The sequence below is a fragment of the Massilia sp. CMS3.1 genome, assembly GCF_051262535.1.
Taxonomy (GTDB): domain Bacteria; phylum Pseudomonadota; class Gammaproteobacteria; order Burkholderiales; family Burkholderiaceae_D; genus Telluria.
The window spans coordinates 224,983-241,420 of the sequence record NZ_JBIMES010000005.1; the positions used below are offsets into that span (position 1 = coordinate 224,983).

At 62.7% G+C, this 16,438-nt stretch carries 15 protein-coding genes; 2 read left to right on the forward strand and 13 right to left on the reverse strand.

Features of this window, described 5'->3' with window-relative positions:
• Positions 1-13: 13 nt before the first annotated feature.
• The 6 genes from ACHAC9_RS10575 to ACHAC9_RS10600 form a co-directional block, all read right to left on the reverse strand.
• Positions 14-841, reverse strand: a complete 828-nt coding sequence (locus tag ACHAC9_RS10575) for a MinD/ParA family ATP-binding protein (protein ID WP_435759875.1) — start codon at positions 839-841, stop codon at positions 14-16.
• On the reverse strand, positions 834-2,243 hold the full coding sequence (gene flhF, locus ACHAC9_RS10580) for a flagellar biosynthesis protein FlhF (RefSeq protein ID WP_435759877.1): 1,410 nt from the start codon (positions 2,241-2,243) through the stop codon (positions 834-836). The genes ACHAC9_RS10575 and flhF overlap by 8 nt, the downstream gene beginning before the upstream one ends.
• A gap of 157 nt (positions 2,244-2,400) precedes the next feature.
• Positions 2,401-2,952: a dTDP-4-dehydrorhamnose 3,5-epimerase gene (rfbC, locus tag ACHAC9_RS10585; RefSeq protein WP_435759879.1), complete on the reverse strand. Its 552-nt coding sequence runs from the start codon at positions 2,950-2,952 to the stop codon at positions 2,401-2,403.
• Positions 2,953-2,990: 38 nt separating this feature from the next.
• Positions 2,991-5,099, reverse strand: coding sequence for a flagellar biosynthesis protein FlhA (gene flhA, locus ACHAC9_RS10590; RefSeq protein ID WP_435759881.1), 2,109 nt, complete (start codon positions 5,097-5,099; stop codon positions 2,991-2,993).
• On the reverse strand, positions 5,099-6,274 hold the full coding sequence (flhB, locus tag ACHAC9_RS10595; RefSeq protein WP_435759883.1) for a flagellar biosynthesis protein FlhB: 1,176 nt from the start codon (positions 6,272-6,274) through the stop codon (positions 5,099-5,101). Before flhB ends, flhA begins: the two co-directional genes overlap by 1 nt.
• A gap of 192 nt (positions 6,275-6,466) precedes the next feature.
• Positions 6,467-7,612 (reverse strand): MraY family glycosyltransferase, encoded by a 1,146-nt coding sequence (locus ACHAC9_RS10600; protein WP_435759885.1) that lies wholly within the window; start codon positions 7,610-7,612, stop codon positions 6,467-6,469.
• A gap of 291 nt (positions 7,613-7,903) precedes the next feature.
• Between ACHAC9_RS10600 and ACHAC9_RS10605 the strand changes: the two genes are divergently transcribed.
• On the forward strand, positions 7,904-9,118 hold the full coding sequence (locus ACHAC9_RS10605; RefSeq protein WP_435759887.1) for a hypothetical protein: 1,215 nt from the start codon (positions 7,904-7,906) through the stop codon (positions 9,116-9,118).
• 8 nt (positions 9,119-9,126) lie between these two features.
• Here ACHAC9_RS10605 and ACHAC9_RS10610 read toward each other — a convergent pair whose 3' ends face one another.
• The 3 genes from ACHAC9_RS10610 to ACHAC9_RS10620 all read right to left on the reverse strand — a co-directional run bounded on the left by ACHAC9_RS10610 (position 9,127) and on the right by ACHAC9_RS10620 (position 12,116).
• On the reverse strand, positions 9,127-10,122 hold the full coding sequence (locus tag ACHAC9_RS10610; RefSeq protein WP_435759889.1) for a fumarylacetoacetate hydrolase family protein: 996 nt from the start codon (positions 10,120-10,122) through the stop codon (positions 9,127-9,129).
• Between the two features lie 57 nt (positions 10,123-10,179).
• Positions 10,180-11,229: a phospholipase A gene (locus ACHAC9_RS10615; RefSeq protein WP_435759891.1), complete on the reverse strand. Its 1,050-nt coding sequence runs from the start codon at positions 11,227-11,229 to the stop codon at positions 10,180-10,182.
• A 161-nt stretch (positions 11,230-11,390) separates the two neighbouring features.
• Positions 11,391-12,116, reverse strand: coding sequence for a pseudouridine synthase (locus ACHAC9_RS10620; protein ID WP_435759893.1), 726 nt, complete (start codon positions 12,114-12,116; stop codon positions 11,391-11,393).
• 205 nt (positions 12,117-12,321) lie between these two features.
• Between ACHAC9_RS10620 and ACHAC9_RS10625 the strand changes: the two genes are divergently transcribed.
• Complete coding sequence (locus tag ACHAC9_RS10625; RefSeq protein WP_435759895.1) at positions 12,322-12,618, forward strand: hypothetical protein; 297 nt, start codon at positions 12,322-12,324, stop codon at positions 12,616-12,618.
• Between the two features lie 266 nt (positions 12,619-12,884).
• Here ACHAC9_RS10625 and ACHAC9_RS10630 read toward each other — a convergent pair whose 3' ends face one another.
• From ACHAC9_RS10630 to ACHAC9_RS10645, 4 genes are all read right to left on the reverse strand, one after another.
• A complete protein-coding gene (locus ACHAC9_RS10630) occupies positions 12,885-13,883 on the reverse strand; it encodes a S49 family peptidase (protein ID WP_435759897.1) in 999 nt (332 codons plus the stop codon).
• Positions 13,884-13,944: 61 nt separating this feature from the next.
• The gene (locus ACHAC9_RS10635) at positions 13,945-14,310 is read right to left on the reverse strand and encodes a Rieske (2Fe-2S) protein (RefSeq protein WP_435760061.1); all 366 of its coding nucleotides are present in this window, start codon (positions 14,308-14,310) and stop codon (positions 13,945-13,947) included.
• A 5-nt stretch (positions 14,311-14,315) separates the two neighbouring features.
• Positions 14,316-14,975: an HAD-IIIA family hydrolase gene (locus tag ACHAC9_RS10640; protein WP_435759899.1), complete on the reverse strand. Its 660-nt coding sequence runs from the start codon at positions 14,973-14,975 to the stop codon at positions 14,316-14,318.
• A 52-nt stretch (positions 14,976-15,027) separates the two neighbouring features.
• Entirely contained in the window at positions 15,028-16,008 is a 981-nt protein-coding gene (locus tag ACHAC9_RS10645) for an RluA family pseudouridine synthase (RefSeq protein ID WP_435760062.1), read from the reverse strand.
• Positions 16,009-16,438 lie beyond the last annotated feature (430 nt).

Here is a 16,438-nt window from a genome sequence, read left to right on the forward strand (position 1 = left end):
TGTGCTTTTTTTCTCAGGAACCAAAATGGGCGCCACTCTGGCGCGCCATGCGCGGCAGGGCGAAGCGCCCCGCCAGCGCGCGGAAGGCCACCGAGGCCCCGGCCAGCGGGAAGGCATCGACCACCGAGCGTCCGAGACGCGCGGCGCGGTGCAGGTGCTCATCGGCCGGCACCGAGCCCATCGAACTCAACGTTACTGCAAGGTAACGACTTGCTGCTGCCGCCATATTATCGTAAACCACTTGCGCCTCTGCCTCGGAGGCGCCCGTGACCAGGATGCCGAACGGACGGCGCCCGAATTCCTGCGCCAAACGCTTGATCAGGCCATACGCGTTCGTGATCGAGGTGGCGCTGGTGGAGACCTGGATGACGATTTCGGAATCGGCCAGCAGCGGCACGGCAAAGCCGCCTTCGCGGTTCAGTTCGCCATCGACGATGACGATGCCGCCCTGCTTTTTCACGAGCACATCGAAGGCTTTCGCCAGACGCCGCGCTTCATCGCTGCCGGGGGTCAGGGCCTGGCCATCGCGCGCCAGCAGCGCCACATTGAAACCTTGCGGCGCGCTCTGCACCACCTGGTTCAGCGCGCACTCCTGGCGTGCCACCTGCAGCAGGCTGACATGGCGCTCCATCTCGAGGCGGCGTGCGACACCGTAATCGCGCTGGCAGGCGTCGACGATCATCACTTCGTTGCCGGCTTGTGCCAGCGAGGCGCCCAGGTTGACCAGCATCGCGCCCTTGTCGTCGCTCGGGGTGGCCGAGAGAAAGGTGACGATGCGTGGCTGGGGGCCGGCCAGCATCCGGCGCAGGCCTTCGGCCTGGTCGAAATCAAAACTAGCCAAAGCGCACCTCGCGCAGGCTTTCGTCGCGGTTCACATGGCTTGTTCCTGCCATCATCAGCGGCAGGTCGGCATCATCCAACTGATTGGCGGCGTCGCGGCGGCTGCGGAAAGCGCGGTCGACCAGCATCGCGCGGTCGGCCAGGTGCAGGTCTTCCGGCACGCGCTGGCCGTTCGAGATGTAGTGCAAATTCAGTTTTTGGCGGATCACCACATCGAGCACGTTGCCGATCGACGCGGCTTCGTCCATCTTGGTCATGATGCAGCCGTGCAGGCCGCTGCCCTGGTAGGCGCGCACGACTTCGGCCAGCGTCTCGTTGGTGGACGTCGCGTTCAGGCACAGCAGGCGCTTCACGTCGACGCCCGAACCCTGCAGCATGGCGACCTGTTCGCCCACCATCTGGTCGCGCTGCGACATGCCGATGGTGTCGATCAGCACGGTGTGCTTGTTGCGCAGCTCTTTCAGTGCGATGCGCAGGTCGGCTTCGTCTTTCACCGAGTGCACCATCACACCCAGGATCTTGCCGTAGATGCGCAGTTGCTCGTGGCCGCCGATACGGTAGGCGTCGGTGGTGATCAGGGCCAGCTTTTCCGGGCCGTGGCGCATCACGCAGCGCGCCGCCAGCTTGGCGGTGGTCGTGGTCTTGCCGACACCGGTCGGGCCGACCAGGGCAAACACGCCGCCCTTGTCGAGCAAGGTGTCTTCGTCGGCCATTGTCGTCAGGTTACGGGCCAGCACGGTCTTGATCCAGCGCATCGCTTCAGCGGCGTCCTTATTTGCCGGCATCTTGTCGATCAGGTAGCGCGACAGCGATGCCGAGAAACCGGCGGCCAGCATTTCGCGCAGCACGACCGCCTTTTGCGGCTCGCGCGCCTGGGTGCCGCCCCAGGAGAGTTCGGCCAATTGCGACTCCATCATGCCGCGCATGGCGCGCAGCTCGCTCATCATGCCGCTCATCTCCTGCGCGGCGGACTCTTTCGCCTGAGAGATGGCGGCCGACATCATCGAGGTCATCGCATTCATGTCGAAGGCCGGCTCGGCGTGGGGCGCGCGGCGGTTGGCGTAGCTGTGTTCAGCGGCGAAATCGGTTTCCTGCTGGGACGGGCGGCGGCTGGCGTAGATCTGTTCCGGCGTTGCGGCGGCGGGTGCGGCGCTGCGGCGGTTCACAAAAGCGGGGACTTCCGGCTCGAAGGCGTTCAGGTCCAGGCGCGGCTGCGGCTGGGACATCTCGGAACCCGGCGCCGGTGCGGACAGGGAAGCGACATCGTCGTTGTCGAGCGCCAGGATTTCGACGACGCCGTCGACAGGACGGTTCGAGAGGATGACGGCATCAGGGCCGAGCGCATCGCGCACCTTGCGCAAGGCTTCCCGGGATGTTGCCGCTGTAAATTTCTTCACATTCATCTTATTCTCCGCACTGCTCTATTCGATTGAGTCCGGCACGCATGCCGCCGGTCTATGGGATAGATTATTGACGATGCCGTGGAGCAAGCATCCGGGGAAAAGGATGGGGAAAGCGGTCTAATTCGATTTAGACATGGGGAAGCGGCCGGTGTGCACCCTACCTGAACGTCTCGACGGCGCTCAAGGGCAAGGCATGCGCATCCTTGTCCGCCAACTGCGGCGCAAACGCAATCGGCCACGCGATACCGATGGCCGGATCGTCCCAGCGCAGGACCCGTTCGCAGGCGGGATACCAGTAATCGGTCGTCTTGTAGAGGCACTGCGCGCGCGCGCCCAGGACCACGAAGCCGTGGGCGAAACCGGGCGGTATCCACATCTGGCGGCCGTTCTCGGCACTCAATACAGTGCCCACCCAGCGCCCGAAGCTGGGCGAGGACCGGCGCAGGTCGACCGCGACATCGAACACGCTGCCCTCGATCACGCGCATCAGTTTGCCCTGCGGATGCTTGACCTGGTAATGCAGCCCACGCAGCACACCTTGCAGCGACAGGCTCTGGTTGTCTTGCACAAAGGGCGTGTCAATGCCGGTTGCAGCAGCGAAGTCGCGCGCATTGAAGGTTTCGGCAAAGGAGCCGCGCGCATCCTCGAAGGCGTGGGGAACCAGTACCAGCACGTCGGGAATGGCAGTCGGTGTAATACTCAGTCGCATGGTCGCTTCATTCAGGAGACACGCGAGTATACAGGACCTTACCCCGCTCCAACCAGGCTGGTCACCCGGATCGTCTTGGTCTCCGGAATCTCCGAATGCGACAAGACCTTCAACTGCGGCAGCGCGCGGCGCAGGAACCGCGACAGCAGCACGCGCAGCGGGCCCGGCACCAAGAGCACCGGCGTGTGCCCCATCGCTTCCTGCTGCTGCGCGGCGTTGTGTGCCTGCTGGGCGATGGTGTCGGCCAGGCCCGGCTCGATGCCGGTCCCGTCGCCGCCCGCGCCCAGGGCTTGCATCAGCAGGCGCTCGAGGCGGTTGTCCAGGGTCATCACGCTCAGTTCGTTGGTGCCCGGGAACAGCTGCTGCACGATCGCCCGGCCCAGGGAAATACGCACCAGCGCCGTCAGGTCGCCCGGATCCTGGGTGCCGTTCGAGTGCTCGGACAGGGTCTCGATGATGGTGCGCATGTCGCGGATGTGCACGCCTTCGATCAACAGGTTCTGCAGCACCTTCTGCAAGGTCGCCAGCGACACGACCTTCGGCACCAGGTCTTCCACCAGCTTCGGCGTGTCCTTGCCGAGGTGATCGAGCAGCGCCTGCACTTCCATGCGGCCCAGCAGTTCCGACGCGTGCGTCGTGATCAGGTGGTTCAGGTGGGTCGCCACCACGGTGCCGGCGTCGACCACGGTATAGCCCAGGTTCTGCGCTTCGTCGCGCATGCCCGCTTCGATCCACACGGCCGGCAGGCCGAAGGCCGGATCGGTCGTGGCCTGGCCCGGCAGCGTGCCGCTCGCCATGCCCGGATTGATCGCCAGGAACTGGCCGTTGATCGCTTCGCCGGTGCCCACTTCCACACCTTTCAGGGTGATGCGGTAGCTTGATGGTTTGAGTTCCAGGTTGTCGCGGATGTGTACGGGAGGGGCCAGGAAGCCGACTTCCTGCGCGAATTTCTTGCGGATACCCTTGATGCGCTTGAGCAGCTCGCCGCCCTGCCCCTTGTCGACCAGCGGAATCAGGCGGTAGCCCACTTCCAGGCCCAGTGTGTCGACCGGCATGATGTCCTGCCAGGTCGCTTCTTCGCTCTCGGTCGCTCCCGTGCGCTCGGCGCCGGACGCCGCTTCATCGGCTGCGTCTTGCGCTTCGCGCTCCGGGGCGGCCCTGGCACGCTTGGCCAGCAGGTAGCCGCCACCGCCGAGCGCGGCGCCGAGCAGCAGGAACACCATGTTCGGCATGCCGGGAATCAGGCCCATGCCGGCGATGATGGCGCCGGTGATGTACAGCACTTCAGGCTTGGCGAACAACTGGCCGATCATCTGGCCGCCGATGTCCTGGTCGTTGGCCACGCGCGAGACGACCATACCGGCCGCGATCGAGATGATGAGCGATGGAATCTGCGCCACCAGGCCGTCACCGATGGCGAGCAAGGTGTAGGTCTTGGCGGCTTCGCCGATGGCCATGTCGTGCTGCACCACACCGACGATCAGGCCGCCGATGACGTTGATCAGCGTGACCATGATGCCGGCCACGGCATCGCCCTTGACGTACTTCGAAGCACCGTCCATCGCGCCGTAGAATTCGGCTTCCTGCGACACCTCGGTGCGGCGCTTGCGCGCTTCCGGCTCGGTGATCATGCCGGCGTTCAGGTCGGCGTCGATCGCCATCTGCTTGCCCGGCATCGCATCGAGCGCAAAGCGCGCACCGACTTCGGCGATACGGCCCGCACCCTTGGTGACGACGGTGAAGTTGATAATCGTGAGAATCACGAAGACGACGATACCGACCGTGAAGTTGCCGCCGATCAGAAAGTGGCCGAAGGCTTCGATGACCTTGCCGGCCGCCGCGCCGCCGGTATGGCCTTCGGTCAGGACAATGCGCGTCGATGCCACATTCAGCGCCAGGCGCAGCATGGTCGACATCAAGAGGATCGCCGGGAAGGCCATGAAGTCGAGCGGCTTGACCGTGTACAGCGCGGTCAGGAGAATGATGACGGACAGCGCGATGTTAAAGCTGAAGAACAGGTCGAGAACGAATGCCGGCAGCGGCAGGATCATCATCGCCAGCAGCAGGATGATCAGGATCGGCGCCGCCAGGGCATTGCCCTTGGCGCCGATACCGGCCATCCAGCCTGGCATTCTCAGACTATTCATTACGCAGCTCCGTTATTCGTGTCGGGTTTGGTTGTTGACGCAGGGTTCAGCGGGTCCATTTCCGGCGGCACCGGCAGTTTGGTCGGGCGATCCGGATACTGGCCGCCGACCTTGCTGTAGTTGCGCAGCTGGAAGACGTAGGCCAGCACTTCCGCCACCGCCGAGTACAGCTTTTCCGGGATCTCGTCGTCGATGTCCGTGTGTTTATAAAGGGCACGGGCCAGGGCCGGGGCTTCGAGCAGCGCCACCTTGTGCTCGCGCGCCAGTTCGCGGATCTTGGCCGCGACCTCGTCGGCGCCCTTGGCGACCACGCGCGGCGCGCCGCCCTGCCCATCGGTGTACTTCAACGCCACCGCATAGTGGGTCGGGTTGGTCACCACGACGTCAGCAGTAGGAACATTTTGCATCATGCGGTTGCGCGCCATTTGCCGCTGCATCTGGCGAATCTTCCCTTTGATCTGAGGATTGCCGTCCGATTCCTTCGATTCCTGGATCATTTCCTGGCGCGTCATCTTCAGCTTGTTGTTGTAATGCCAAATCTGCCAGGGAGCGTCGATCAGGGCCACGACCCCGAGGGAACCGACGATGAAGAGAAAGGCGCGCGCCATCAGGTCGGCCACGTGGCCGGTGCCGGCGCCGAGCGGCTCGACGGCCAGCCCCAGCACGGCGTCCTTCTGGCTCATGATGACGATCCACGCGACCGTGCCGACCAGCAGCGTCTTGGCGATTGCCTTCAGGAGTTCGATCAGTGCATTCGTGGAGAACATGTTGCCGATCCCGCTGATCGGATTGAGCTTCCCGAAGTTCGGCATGAAGGCCTTGGAACTGAAATTGAAGCCGCCGATCGCCATCGGCGCAGCCAGGGCGACGAGCATGATCGCCAGGGCGAGGGGCAGGCAGGCCAGCATCACGCCGGCCACGTCGGTGGTGATGCGCTCCAACAGGACGGTCGGGTTGTAGATCTGTTCACGGTTCAGCGTGAGACCCGAGGCCAGCGCCGCCGACAAGCGGCCGGCCAGGCTGCCGCCGGTAATCCAGAGGCCGGCGCCGGCGGTCATCAGGACGGCAAAGGTGGCGAGCTCGCGCGAGCGCGGAACGTCGCCGTCTTCGCGCGCCTTTTCCAGTTTTCTGGGGGATGCGTCTTCTGTCTTTTCCGCGTCGCTGTCTTCCGACATTTCCCGTTCCCTTTTCGCCGTTCATCATGCCAATGCACCATGCAGGACGGGATTATCGCCGATATTGCCCTACGGCCATACTTTGAACAGGATGCGAAAGCGCTGTCAATTCGGTGCTCAGGAAGGTTAAAACGTAAAAAAACCACGGTATCCAAAGAAATTTGGATACCGTGGTTTTCTTTTCACCCCGCATCAGGATTGCAGGGAGGCGGGCTCGGATTCCATCGCGGTGAGCGAGACATTGGCCGGGGGCCGTATCGCGCGGCGCCGGCGGGCGCGGGAAGCAGAGGCCATATACCAGTAGCACGCCAGGTAGAGTCCGAAGCTGATGAGGGTTCCCTGCACCAGCGTTTCCGGATTTTGCGGGAAACGCACCGCAAACCAGGCCGGTACGGCGGCCAGGAACCACGAGAACGGCGACACGCAGGCATTGCGCAGCGGCGAGCGGAACTTGCGGAAATAGCGGCTGGCGACCGCGATCTTGACCAGGCTGTGCAGGTGGCAGCTGTCGGGCTGACCCGGATGACGCCGGCACCACAGGCGGCGCACGATCGTAAACACGGTCTCGAACGTCGGGTAGGCGCAGGCCAGCAGCGGCGCCCAGCTCGACACTTGCGGGTTACGGTAAACCAGCGTCACCGACAGCCAGGCCAGCAGGAAACCCAGCAGGTAGGCACCACCGTCGCCGAGGAACAGTTTACCGAACGGGAAATTGACGAGGAAGAAACCGACTGTCACTGCGCAGACGATGAAGCAGGTCTGGGCCAGCTCGGTGTCGCCGCACTCGAGGGCGATCAGGCCGATGGCCACCAGGCCGATCACGACCGTGCCGCTGGCCAGGCCATTGAAGCCATCGATGATATTCACGGCATTGGCCACGCCGCCCACGGCAAAGGCGGTAAACAAGACCGACAGCGGCAGCCAGGTCAGCATGGCGTCGATCAGGTCGACGCCGGTGTGGACGATGCTCACGCCGGTGAGCGCCCAACAGGCGACGCCGCTGGCCATGGTCGCGATCAGGCGCGCGCCGATCGAGACGCGGCGCGTCATGTCTTCCGCGATGCCGAACAGGAAAGCCGGCGCGGCCGCACAGAGCAGCGGCGCGAGCAGGCGCTGCTGCGACTCGGACGAGACCGCGCAGGCAAAGATGAGTCCAAGCATGATCGCCAGCCCGCCGATACGGGGGGTGGGCACGCTATGGAATTTCTGCACTCCCGCCGTGGCGTCCAGGGTGAACCTGCCGTGCCAGCGCGTTGTCGCGACGAGCAGCAGGGAACACACCAGCGACACTGCCAGGCCGAGTTCCAAAACGAGGATGTTGGTTTCTGTTGGATCCATAAAGGGGACTTGATTAGCCGCCGAATTCTAACGCATTTCTCTACAGAAAGCATCACCTGCATGTCAATTGTGTATTGCATGTGGCGGTGAATCCCTCCGGCATAAGAAATTTGTAAGTGGCTGATTTTGTGCAGTGTTTTGCGGATTCTTTATCAAAATTGAGCAACTGCAATAATCCCTGTCGGCAGTTTTCATAATATTTACCGACACTTTGAGACATTACTGACGTTTTTCTGCCACGTCCAACCCGCCATCATTTACATCCCGTTACACCTTTATCCGGAGCCGATAATGAAGTTCTTTCCACAGGTCCAACTTGGTTGCCTTATATTATTGATTCCGCTGTGTTTCGCATTCTCGGCGCGCGCCCAGGCCATTTCCAAAAGCGATCTCGACGCCGCAAGGGCCGCGCTTGAATTACGCATTCTGGAATCGACTGCCGACGCCGTGATTGCGCAGCGCGAGGCCGAGGCGCGCCAAGCAACGCGCGAGGCCGAGCGCGCCGCCCTGCTGGCCCAGCTGCCGCCAGCGCTGAGCCGTCCGCTGGAAGGCAAGCTCGACACCCGCCAGTTCGGGGCCGCCGGCCTGGTGCGCGCCTTCGACCTGGCGCGCGCCCTGGCCACGGACGTCTGCGCCGCCCTGCCCCAGGATGCGCGTAGCGCCGTCTACGATCCGGCGACGAGCGCCGGCATTCTCGCCGCCCGCAGTGTTAACGATGCACTCATGCGTTTGGCTGACGAGCTGGCGCGCCGCAACAAGGAAATGCAGCTGTATATCGATGCCCGCACGCCGCCCGGTGCGCTGTCCGGCACGCTGGCCGTTGCCCTGACGGTGGTCCCCGGCGTGCTGCGCGCCTCGGCCGATACCGCTTCGCTGTTCAAGACCGATGTCACGGCATCGAGCATCGCGTATGGCGAGGGGGCGCGTTCCCTGTTCGTCAGCGCCCTGGCCGAAACCTGCCCGCAGCGCATCGCCGGCCTGGGCGGCGGTTACCTGGGCGAACTCGACGCTGCCCAGCACGAGCGCCTGCTCGGCAAGCTGCGCTCGCTGGCTAACCACCGCGCCGACTACGCGAACCGCATTGCCATGCTGCAAAAACTGGCCGATGGGGCCAAGGGCGACGAAAAACGGGACATGGCGGCGGTGGCCGGCGCGGCCGGCGCGGTCCTGAAGGCGGTCGACGCCTTCATCGAGTCGCTGCGCGCTGGCGAGACCGGCGACAAGAGTCCCCTGACGAACGCCGCACGCTACCTCGGCTACGCCCAACGTACCGAAGGTGCGCCGGTGCTCGACTTCGACCTGCGCCTGGAAGGCATGAGCATCGTCAAGGACAAGCTGTTTAGCGGGCAGAAGCTGCGTTTGTCGGCAATTGCCCTGCTCTGGTACCGGCTGCATGCGCCGGACGGCAGCTTGCGGCAGGCGCGCACGGTGAGGAGGATGGCCGAGCCGGTGGAGGTGGAGCTACGCGGCGAGGCGGTCACGGGTGGGTTTTGGGAGGGGCGCTAGGGCCCGCGTTATGCCTTGCTAAGCTTCTGCTCGATCGCCCCGAACAGCGACTTCCCTTTCTCGTCCAGCATCTCGATCCGGATCGCATCGCCGAACCGCATGAACGGCGTACTCGCCGTCCCATCGGCAATGGTCTCGCTACTGCGCTGCTGCGCAATACACCCATAACCCGGCGCCACCGCCCCACGCTTGGACCTTTCCTTATTCGACACCGGCCCGGCGCCGACGATGCTGCCGGCGCCGACCCCGCGTGTCTTGCACAGGTGGGCCACCAGTTGCGGGAAATTGAAGGCCATGTCGACGCCGGCATCCGGCTGGCCGACAAGATTGCCATTCCAGGTCGAGCGCAGCCGCAGGTGGACCTTGCCGCCGCGCCAGGCGTCGCCCAATTCGTCGGGCGTCACCGCAACCGGCGAAAAACCCGTTGCCGGCGTCGATTGCAGGGGGCCGCCACCCTTGGCGAGTTCGTCAGGCATCAAGGCACGCAGCGACACAATGTTGGCCAGCATGAGCAGCCGGATGCGGTCGTGCGCCAGGTCGGGCGTCGCGCCGATCGGCACGTCACCGAGAATCGCGGCGATGCCGGCGCCGAAATCGATGCCCCATTCTTCAAATGGCAGCACGATGTCGTCGCAGGGGCCGAGCAGCTCGCCGCCGCCCGCCGCCATCAGCGGTTCCTCGATGAGCGCGGCCGGCAGCTCGACGCCGTTGGCGCGTGCCGCCAACGCGAGGTGATGCGGCCAGGCGGCGCCGGTGGCCATGGCACAGGCGCGCGGGAGCGGCGCCATGCAGTGTGTGGGGTCGAAATCGAAGGCGCGCCGTGCCTGGCCGGCATTCAGTTGGCCGTACAGCTGTTCGAGCTGGGGCGCAATGAACGCCCAGTCATCCAACGCGGCCTGCAGGGTCGGCGCGATGGCGTCGGCCATATGCGCACTCCTGAGGTCGCGCGCGACGACGGCCAGCTGGCCGTCACGGCTGCCGTCCTTGAGCGTTGCAAGTTTCATTAGCGGGAAGAAAGCTGTTCAAGCCCGCTATTGTAGAGCAAGGTCTGATCAGGAAGATCAGAACGTGCCGAGCATGCCCAGGCCGATCGAGCGCTGGAAGTAGTTGTAGTCGATCAGGCTCTGGCCATAGCCGGCGAAGGCCTGCGCGTAGCCTTTCAGGTTACCGGCCAGCGGGAAGGCCCAGCCGGCCTGGATGGCGCCCTTCTTCGTATGCAGGTTGTAGCGCAGCGTCGACGAATAGATGTGATCGTCGCGGCGGTAAGCCAGCGCCAGGTCGCCGCGGCCCATGTAGTCGACCATGTCCGGGTTGTCGTCATCGTCTTCGCTCAGGCGTTTCCAGACGCGCGCGGTGGCCGAGAAGCCATCCTTTTCGATGCCGAGCTGGGCATACACGCGGTTCCAGCTGCGCGACAGCGTGCCCGACTGGCCATTCGACTGGTGGTTCGCGCCCAGGCCGGCGTGGGTCAGCTTCACGCCGCCCAGATTGAAGGCCAGCGGCACGATCGCCATCACTTCCGGCTGATAGTTGGTCTCGCGGAACGGGCTGGATGCCTTGCTGTTGGCTGCCTGCCAGAAGCTGTTCTGGGTATAGCCGACCCACAGGTCGACGGGTTTGCCGAAGATTCCTTCCATCGCCTTCATCTTGAAGCTGAGCTGGTAGGCCAGTTCGCTTTTCGACAGGGTGATGTCGTCGCCGGACAGTTCGCGGACCACCTGGTACGGCTGCTCGTTGGGACGGTACGAGCGGTTCGCGATCAGGTAGTTCGCGTGGTGCGGGCGGAACTTGAACAGCCCGCGGCGATACGGCTGGTCCAGCTCCCAATGGTCGAGCTGGCTGAATTTGGCGCTGCTTTCGGCCGACGGTTGCGCGGTCGCGATGGCGACGGTCGCCGTGGCGGCCGGTGCGCCGTCAACCTGGTTGACGACGACGGCCGCTTCGGTGCGCGGGGCCGGCGTTGCAGCCAGTTTATCGAAACAGGCCAGGCGCGTAAGGCCGTCCGCGATATTGGCGCAATCGCCCAGCACTTTGGGCGTATCTTGCGCGACAGCATTGGCGGCGTACAGCAGGGGGAGGGAAAGCAGGAGGGTACGGTAAGGAAGCGGCATCTTGAAGGTGATCGGTTGCGAAAAAAATACGCCGTCGCGTCCGACTGCATCTGCGCGCCGACCACGATCTGACGCGAGTCAATAAATATTGTGCTGGAAAAACGGTTTCTTGGTCGCACGCTACGCGCCCTGCATAGGGCCGCCGGAGCGCTCAACCCGGGTCAGGGCACGCTGGCAGGGACTAATAGATCCAGTTGAGATTGCTCCAGGAAGCACCACTCGCCCGCTTTCAGGCCCAGCGCATCGAGCGTCAAACCGCCGATGGCCGAGCGATGCAGCGCGCTGCAATGGTTGCCGGCGGCGGCCAGCATGCGCTTGACCTGGTGGTACTTGCCCTGCTCGAGCACGATCTCGATGCCGTTCTCGCCGTGCGCCACGCACGACAGCGCGCGCAATGGGGCCGGTTCATCGTGGAGTTGCACGCCCCCCAGCAGTTGCTCGACCAGCTCGGGCGTCACCGGCTCGGCCGTCGTCGCCTGGTACACCTTCGGCACGTGACGCTTGGGCGACGATTGCGCGTGAATGAAGGGGCCGTCGTCCGATATCAGGAGCAGTCCCGTGGTGTCGTGGTCGAGGCGGCCGACCGGCTGGACGTCGCGCCAGGTGAACTGTTCCGGCAACAGCGTCAGCACGCCCGGATGGTGGCTCGGTTTGCGCGAACACTCGACATCGGCCGGTTTATATAAAGCGATATACACGCGCTCGCGGTAGACCCACTCCTCGTCGAACACGGTCAGCACAAGGCCGTCCGTGTCGACCGTCAGCTTGTAGTTGTCAATGACCTCGCCATTCACGGCGACGTCGCCGTCCTCGATCAGGGCGCGGCAATACTTGCGGGTGCCGAAACCCTGCGATTGCAAGATCCGGTCCAGGGATAATTTACTCATGGGCGAGACTTTAACAGAAGGGTCGGAGGCGGCCAAGGCAGAGCAGACTGTTTCCGCAAGGATCGATAGTCTGCACGCCTTTGCGCTAGATCAATCGTAACGGGAGATCCATTGATAGACTTCAATTCCATTAGGAATCGACCTACAGCGCTTCCGGAATGGATGAGGAACTGCTAGGAATAATTACTCAACACAAGAGGACAACATGCAAGCATTGACACCTGTGCCACACGATGCCGCCCTGCCTACCGTCGCCTCTGCCTCGGTCAGGGCCGCGCGTCTCTCCCTGGCGCGCTCGCAATGCGCCCAGTTCCCCACCCGCCTGGCGCTGGCGCGCTGGACCTTCGGTGGGCACGTCCCTCACTTGCAGGACCACGCCCACCCACCACTGCGCGCTGCCTGGTTCGCCCGCGCCCAGCGCGACTTTCAGGCCTGGCTCGAACAGGGCGGGTTTGTGCAGCATGACGAGGCAACGGAAAATCGCGCACTGCCGAACCAATGAAAAATATTAATTAATTCAGAACATAATTAATTAATCACCCTCATAAATGAAAACGACGGCTTGCGCCGTCGTTTTCGCTCCCAGAAAGGGCTGCTACATTGAGGAATTGAATTCACTCGAAACCGCACGCATGCGGGTGGTAGTGTTACCAGATTTTAACGATTGCAAACAGGTTGGCACGTGTTGTTGATCGTCCCCTCCTGGAAAGAACTACAAGATCCACTATAGTCGATCTTACGGGACATTCAAGAACATATTGAGCAAAATCAGTTAAGTTTCGGAAGTGTGGTACGCGACATGGCTTTCATTGCGCCCTCACCCACCGATGCCCCGAATTTCTTCAATACCCGCTCCGGCAAGCCTTCATGCGCTGTGTAATCGACGATGTCTTCGGCCTTGACGATGTCGCGTGCCACCGTGTCTACCGTGCCGTAACCGTCGGCCAGGCCCATGTCGACGGCTTTCGCGCCGGTCCAGTACAGCCCCGAGAACATGTCGGGCGTTTCTTTCAGGCGCGCACCGCGCCCGGCGCGCACGACCGTAATGAATTGCTGGTGGATCTCGTTGAGCATTTCCTGGGCATGGGCACGGTGCTTGTCGGACTGCGGGCTGAACGGATCGAGAAAACCCTTGTTCGCTCCCGCTGTCAGCAGGCGCCGTTCGACGCCCAGCTTCTCCATGGTGCCGGTAAAGCCGAAGCTGTCCATCAGCACGCCGACCGAGCCGACGATACTGGCCTTGTTGACATAGATGCGGTCGGCCGCGGCGGCAATATAGTAGCCGCCCGACGCGCAGATCTCGTCGACCACCACATACAGCGGCTTGTCCGGATAGCCGCGTTTCAGGCGCCGGATCTCGTCGACGATGATGCCTGCCTGCACCGGGCTGCCGCCGGGGCTGTCGATGCGCAGCACCACCGCGGCCGAACCGGCGTCGGCGAAGGCCTTGTTCAGCGACGGGATGACATTGTCGGCCGCGCCACTGCCTTCTGCTTCGATCTCGCCGTTAATTTCAATCAAGGCCGTGTGACGACCAAGGTTTTCGTCGTCGCTGCCAAAGCTCAGGTCGAAATAGGTCCACAGGCCGACCACCACGACGGTCAGGAAGGCGAGCCGGAAGAAAATGCTCCAGCGCCGCGCCGCGCGGCGCTCCTTGATCGTGGCAAACACGAGCTTTTCGAGCGTCTCGCGTTCCCAGTTGCCGGCCGTCGGATTGGCGACAAACCGGCCATCGCCGTCGACGTCGTTCTTGATGTTCTCGCTCATTAAGGTTTCTCAGGGGCCCCGTGAGTTAAAGGAATACTTCTGTCTGATAATGCTTGCCGACTCAGGCCGCCGGCGGGCCGATCCGCTCGTCCGGCTGCCACACCACTCTGCCATCGGCTTCGCGCACCGTGATCGGGCGCAATTTGCCGCCGCGGCAGGGCCCACCCGCGCAGGCGCCGGTCTCGGGCCGATAAACGGCGCCGTGCGTCGCACACATGAGAAATTCGCCGCTTGACTCGAAAAACTGTCCCTGCACCCAGTCCAGTTCCATCGGCACATGGGCGCAGCGATTCAAATAGGCGTAGACGCTGCCGCGAAACCGTACCACGAAGCCGACCGCCGGCTCGCCGAACACGGCGACCGGAAAGCGAACGCCCTCCCCGCCGTCGACGAGCAGCTCCGAATCGCAGATCAGGATCTCATGCATCGATGTCACGCGTATTCGGCCAGCCAGGCGTGCAATTCGACGGCGGTTTTCGCGCAATACAGCGGCCGGCAGGCTTGCAGCTGGTCGACCGGATGGGCGCCGTACTCGACCGCGATGGCAGCGGCGCCGGCATTGTTTGCCATTAATAAATCGTGCGTGGTGTCGCCGATCATCACGGTGCGCCGCATGTCCTGGCCCAATTCGCGCGTCAGTTCCTGCAGCATGGCCGGATGGGGTTTCGAAAATGTTTCGTCCGCGCAGCGCGTGGCATCGAACAGCGACAGCAGGCCGGCCGCGTTCAGTGCCCGGTTCAGCCCGACACGGCTTTTCCCCGTAGCCACTGCCAGGAAGTAACCCTGCTGCGACAGTTCGTTCAACATCTCGCGAACGCCCTTGAACAAGACCAGTTCATGGTCTTTGGTCAGGAAGTGGTAACGGTAGCGCTCGACCATGCGTGGGTACATCGCCGGCGCCATGTCGGGCACGGCGGCCTGCATTGCTTCGGGCAATGCAAGACCGATGACGTGGGCGGCGGCGGCGTCACTGGGCACCGGGAGACCCACGTCGCGGGCGGCCGCCTGGATGCACTTGACGATGGCGACCGTGCTGTCCATCAGCGTGCCGTCCCAGTCGAACACGATCAGATCAAATTGCTTTCTTGGCATTTCTTCCGGCGAAACGCCGGCTCCTGTCATTTTTACCTGATGAACGAAACGTTCAATTCATTGCTTGCCCTAAGCTTAACAAAAAACGGTCGCATTCCGCAGGCAAGGGTGCCTGCAGCGTCATCAAGGCGCCGGATTCCGGGTGCGTAAACGTGATTTTGTAGGCGTGCAGAAACATTCGACGCAGGGCGCCGCGCGTGGCATCGGCCTTTTGCAATTGCTTGTTCAGTGAGAAATCGCCGTATTTCTCGTCGCCGAGGATGGGGAAGCCCGACGATGCCAGATGAACCCGGATCTGGTGGGTACGTCCGGTTTTCAGTTCCGCTTCCAGCAAGGCAAAATTTTCCCATTTCCGCAGCAAATTGAAAATCGTATGCGATTCCATGCCGCCGGCCTGCACCACGACGCGCCGTTCGCCATCGGGCGTTGAAAACTTATGCAGCGGCAGTTTGACGTGCTGGCGCTTGTTGGTCCAGTCGCCCGCCACGGCGGCCAGGTAGCGTTTATCCGTGTGGCCGTCGCGCATTTGCTCGTGCAAATTAGTCAACGCCGAACGTTTCTTGGCCAATAACAGCAGGCCGGAGGTCTCGCGGTCGAGGCGGTGCACCAGCTCCAGGAACTTGGCGTCCGGCCGCGAAGCACGCAATTGTTCGATCACGCCATACGACACGCCCGAGCCGCCATGCACGGCCACGCCGGACGGCTTGTCGATCACTAACAAGTGCGTGTCTTCATGGACGATCTTGAATTCCGCGCCCGGCACCGGCGCGGTGTGGGTTTTTTCGGCGATGCGGATCGGTGGAATGCGCACCAGGTCGCCCTCGACGAGGCGGTACAGCTGGTCGATGCGACCCTTGTTAACACGCACTTCCCCGGAGCGCAGGATGCGGTAAATATGGCTTTTTGGTACGCCTTTGCAGACGCGCAGCAGGTAGTTATCGATGCGCTGTCCAGCTTCTTCTTCGGTGATCGTGACGAAAGTTGCTGCTAACGCCTGTGATGAAGGGGGAACAACATCGTTTTGCATCTTCATGTGGACTGTCTTCCCAGAAATTCTCTCTAAGTCCTTCATTTTGAATATATAATCGACAGGCGGCGGTGAAACCTCTGCAGTGTAAGAATTAAAACGATATTTTACACAGGGGCGCGCTCCATCGGCCCCGCAGGCATGCAAATTCGATGGAAAAAACGTGTACGCACATTCCTGCGCCGATCAGGGTTGCACCGCAGTTGTAATCGGATCGCGTGCAGGAGTGCCGGATTGGATTGTTTGGAACTGTAAGGATAAGTACCGGCAAGCTCGCCTCGGCAAGCTCGCTGGTTGATGGTGTCGATAACGCTTGTCGTTTCGCCCGACTTTTTGCAGGCCTCATCCTGAAGACTTCAGAGGCAAGGCTGATTACATCGCCTGTCGTCAACGTCTCGGTTTGTTCGCTGTAAGGGTCTGGCTGGTAGTTGCGCGC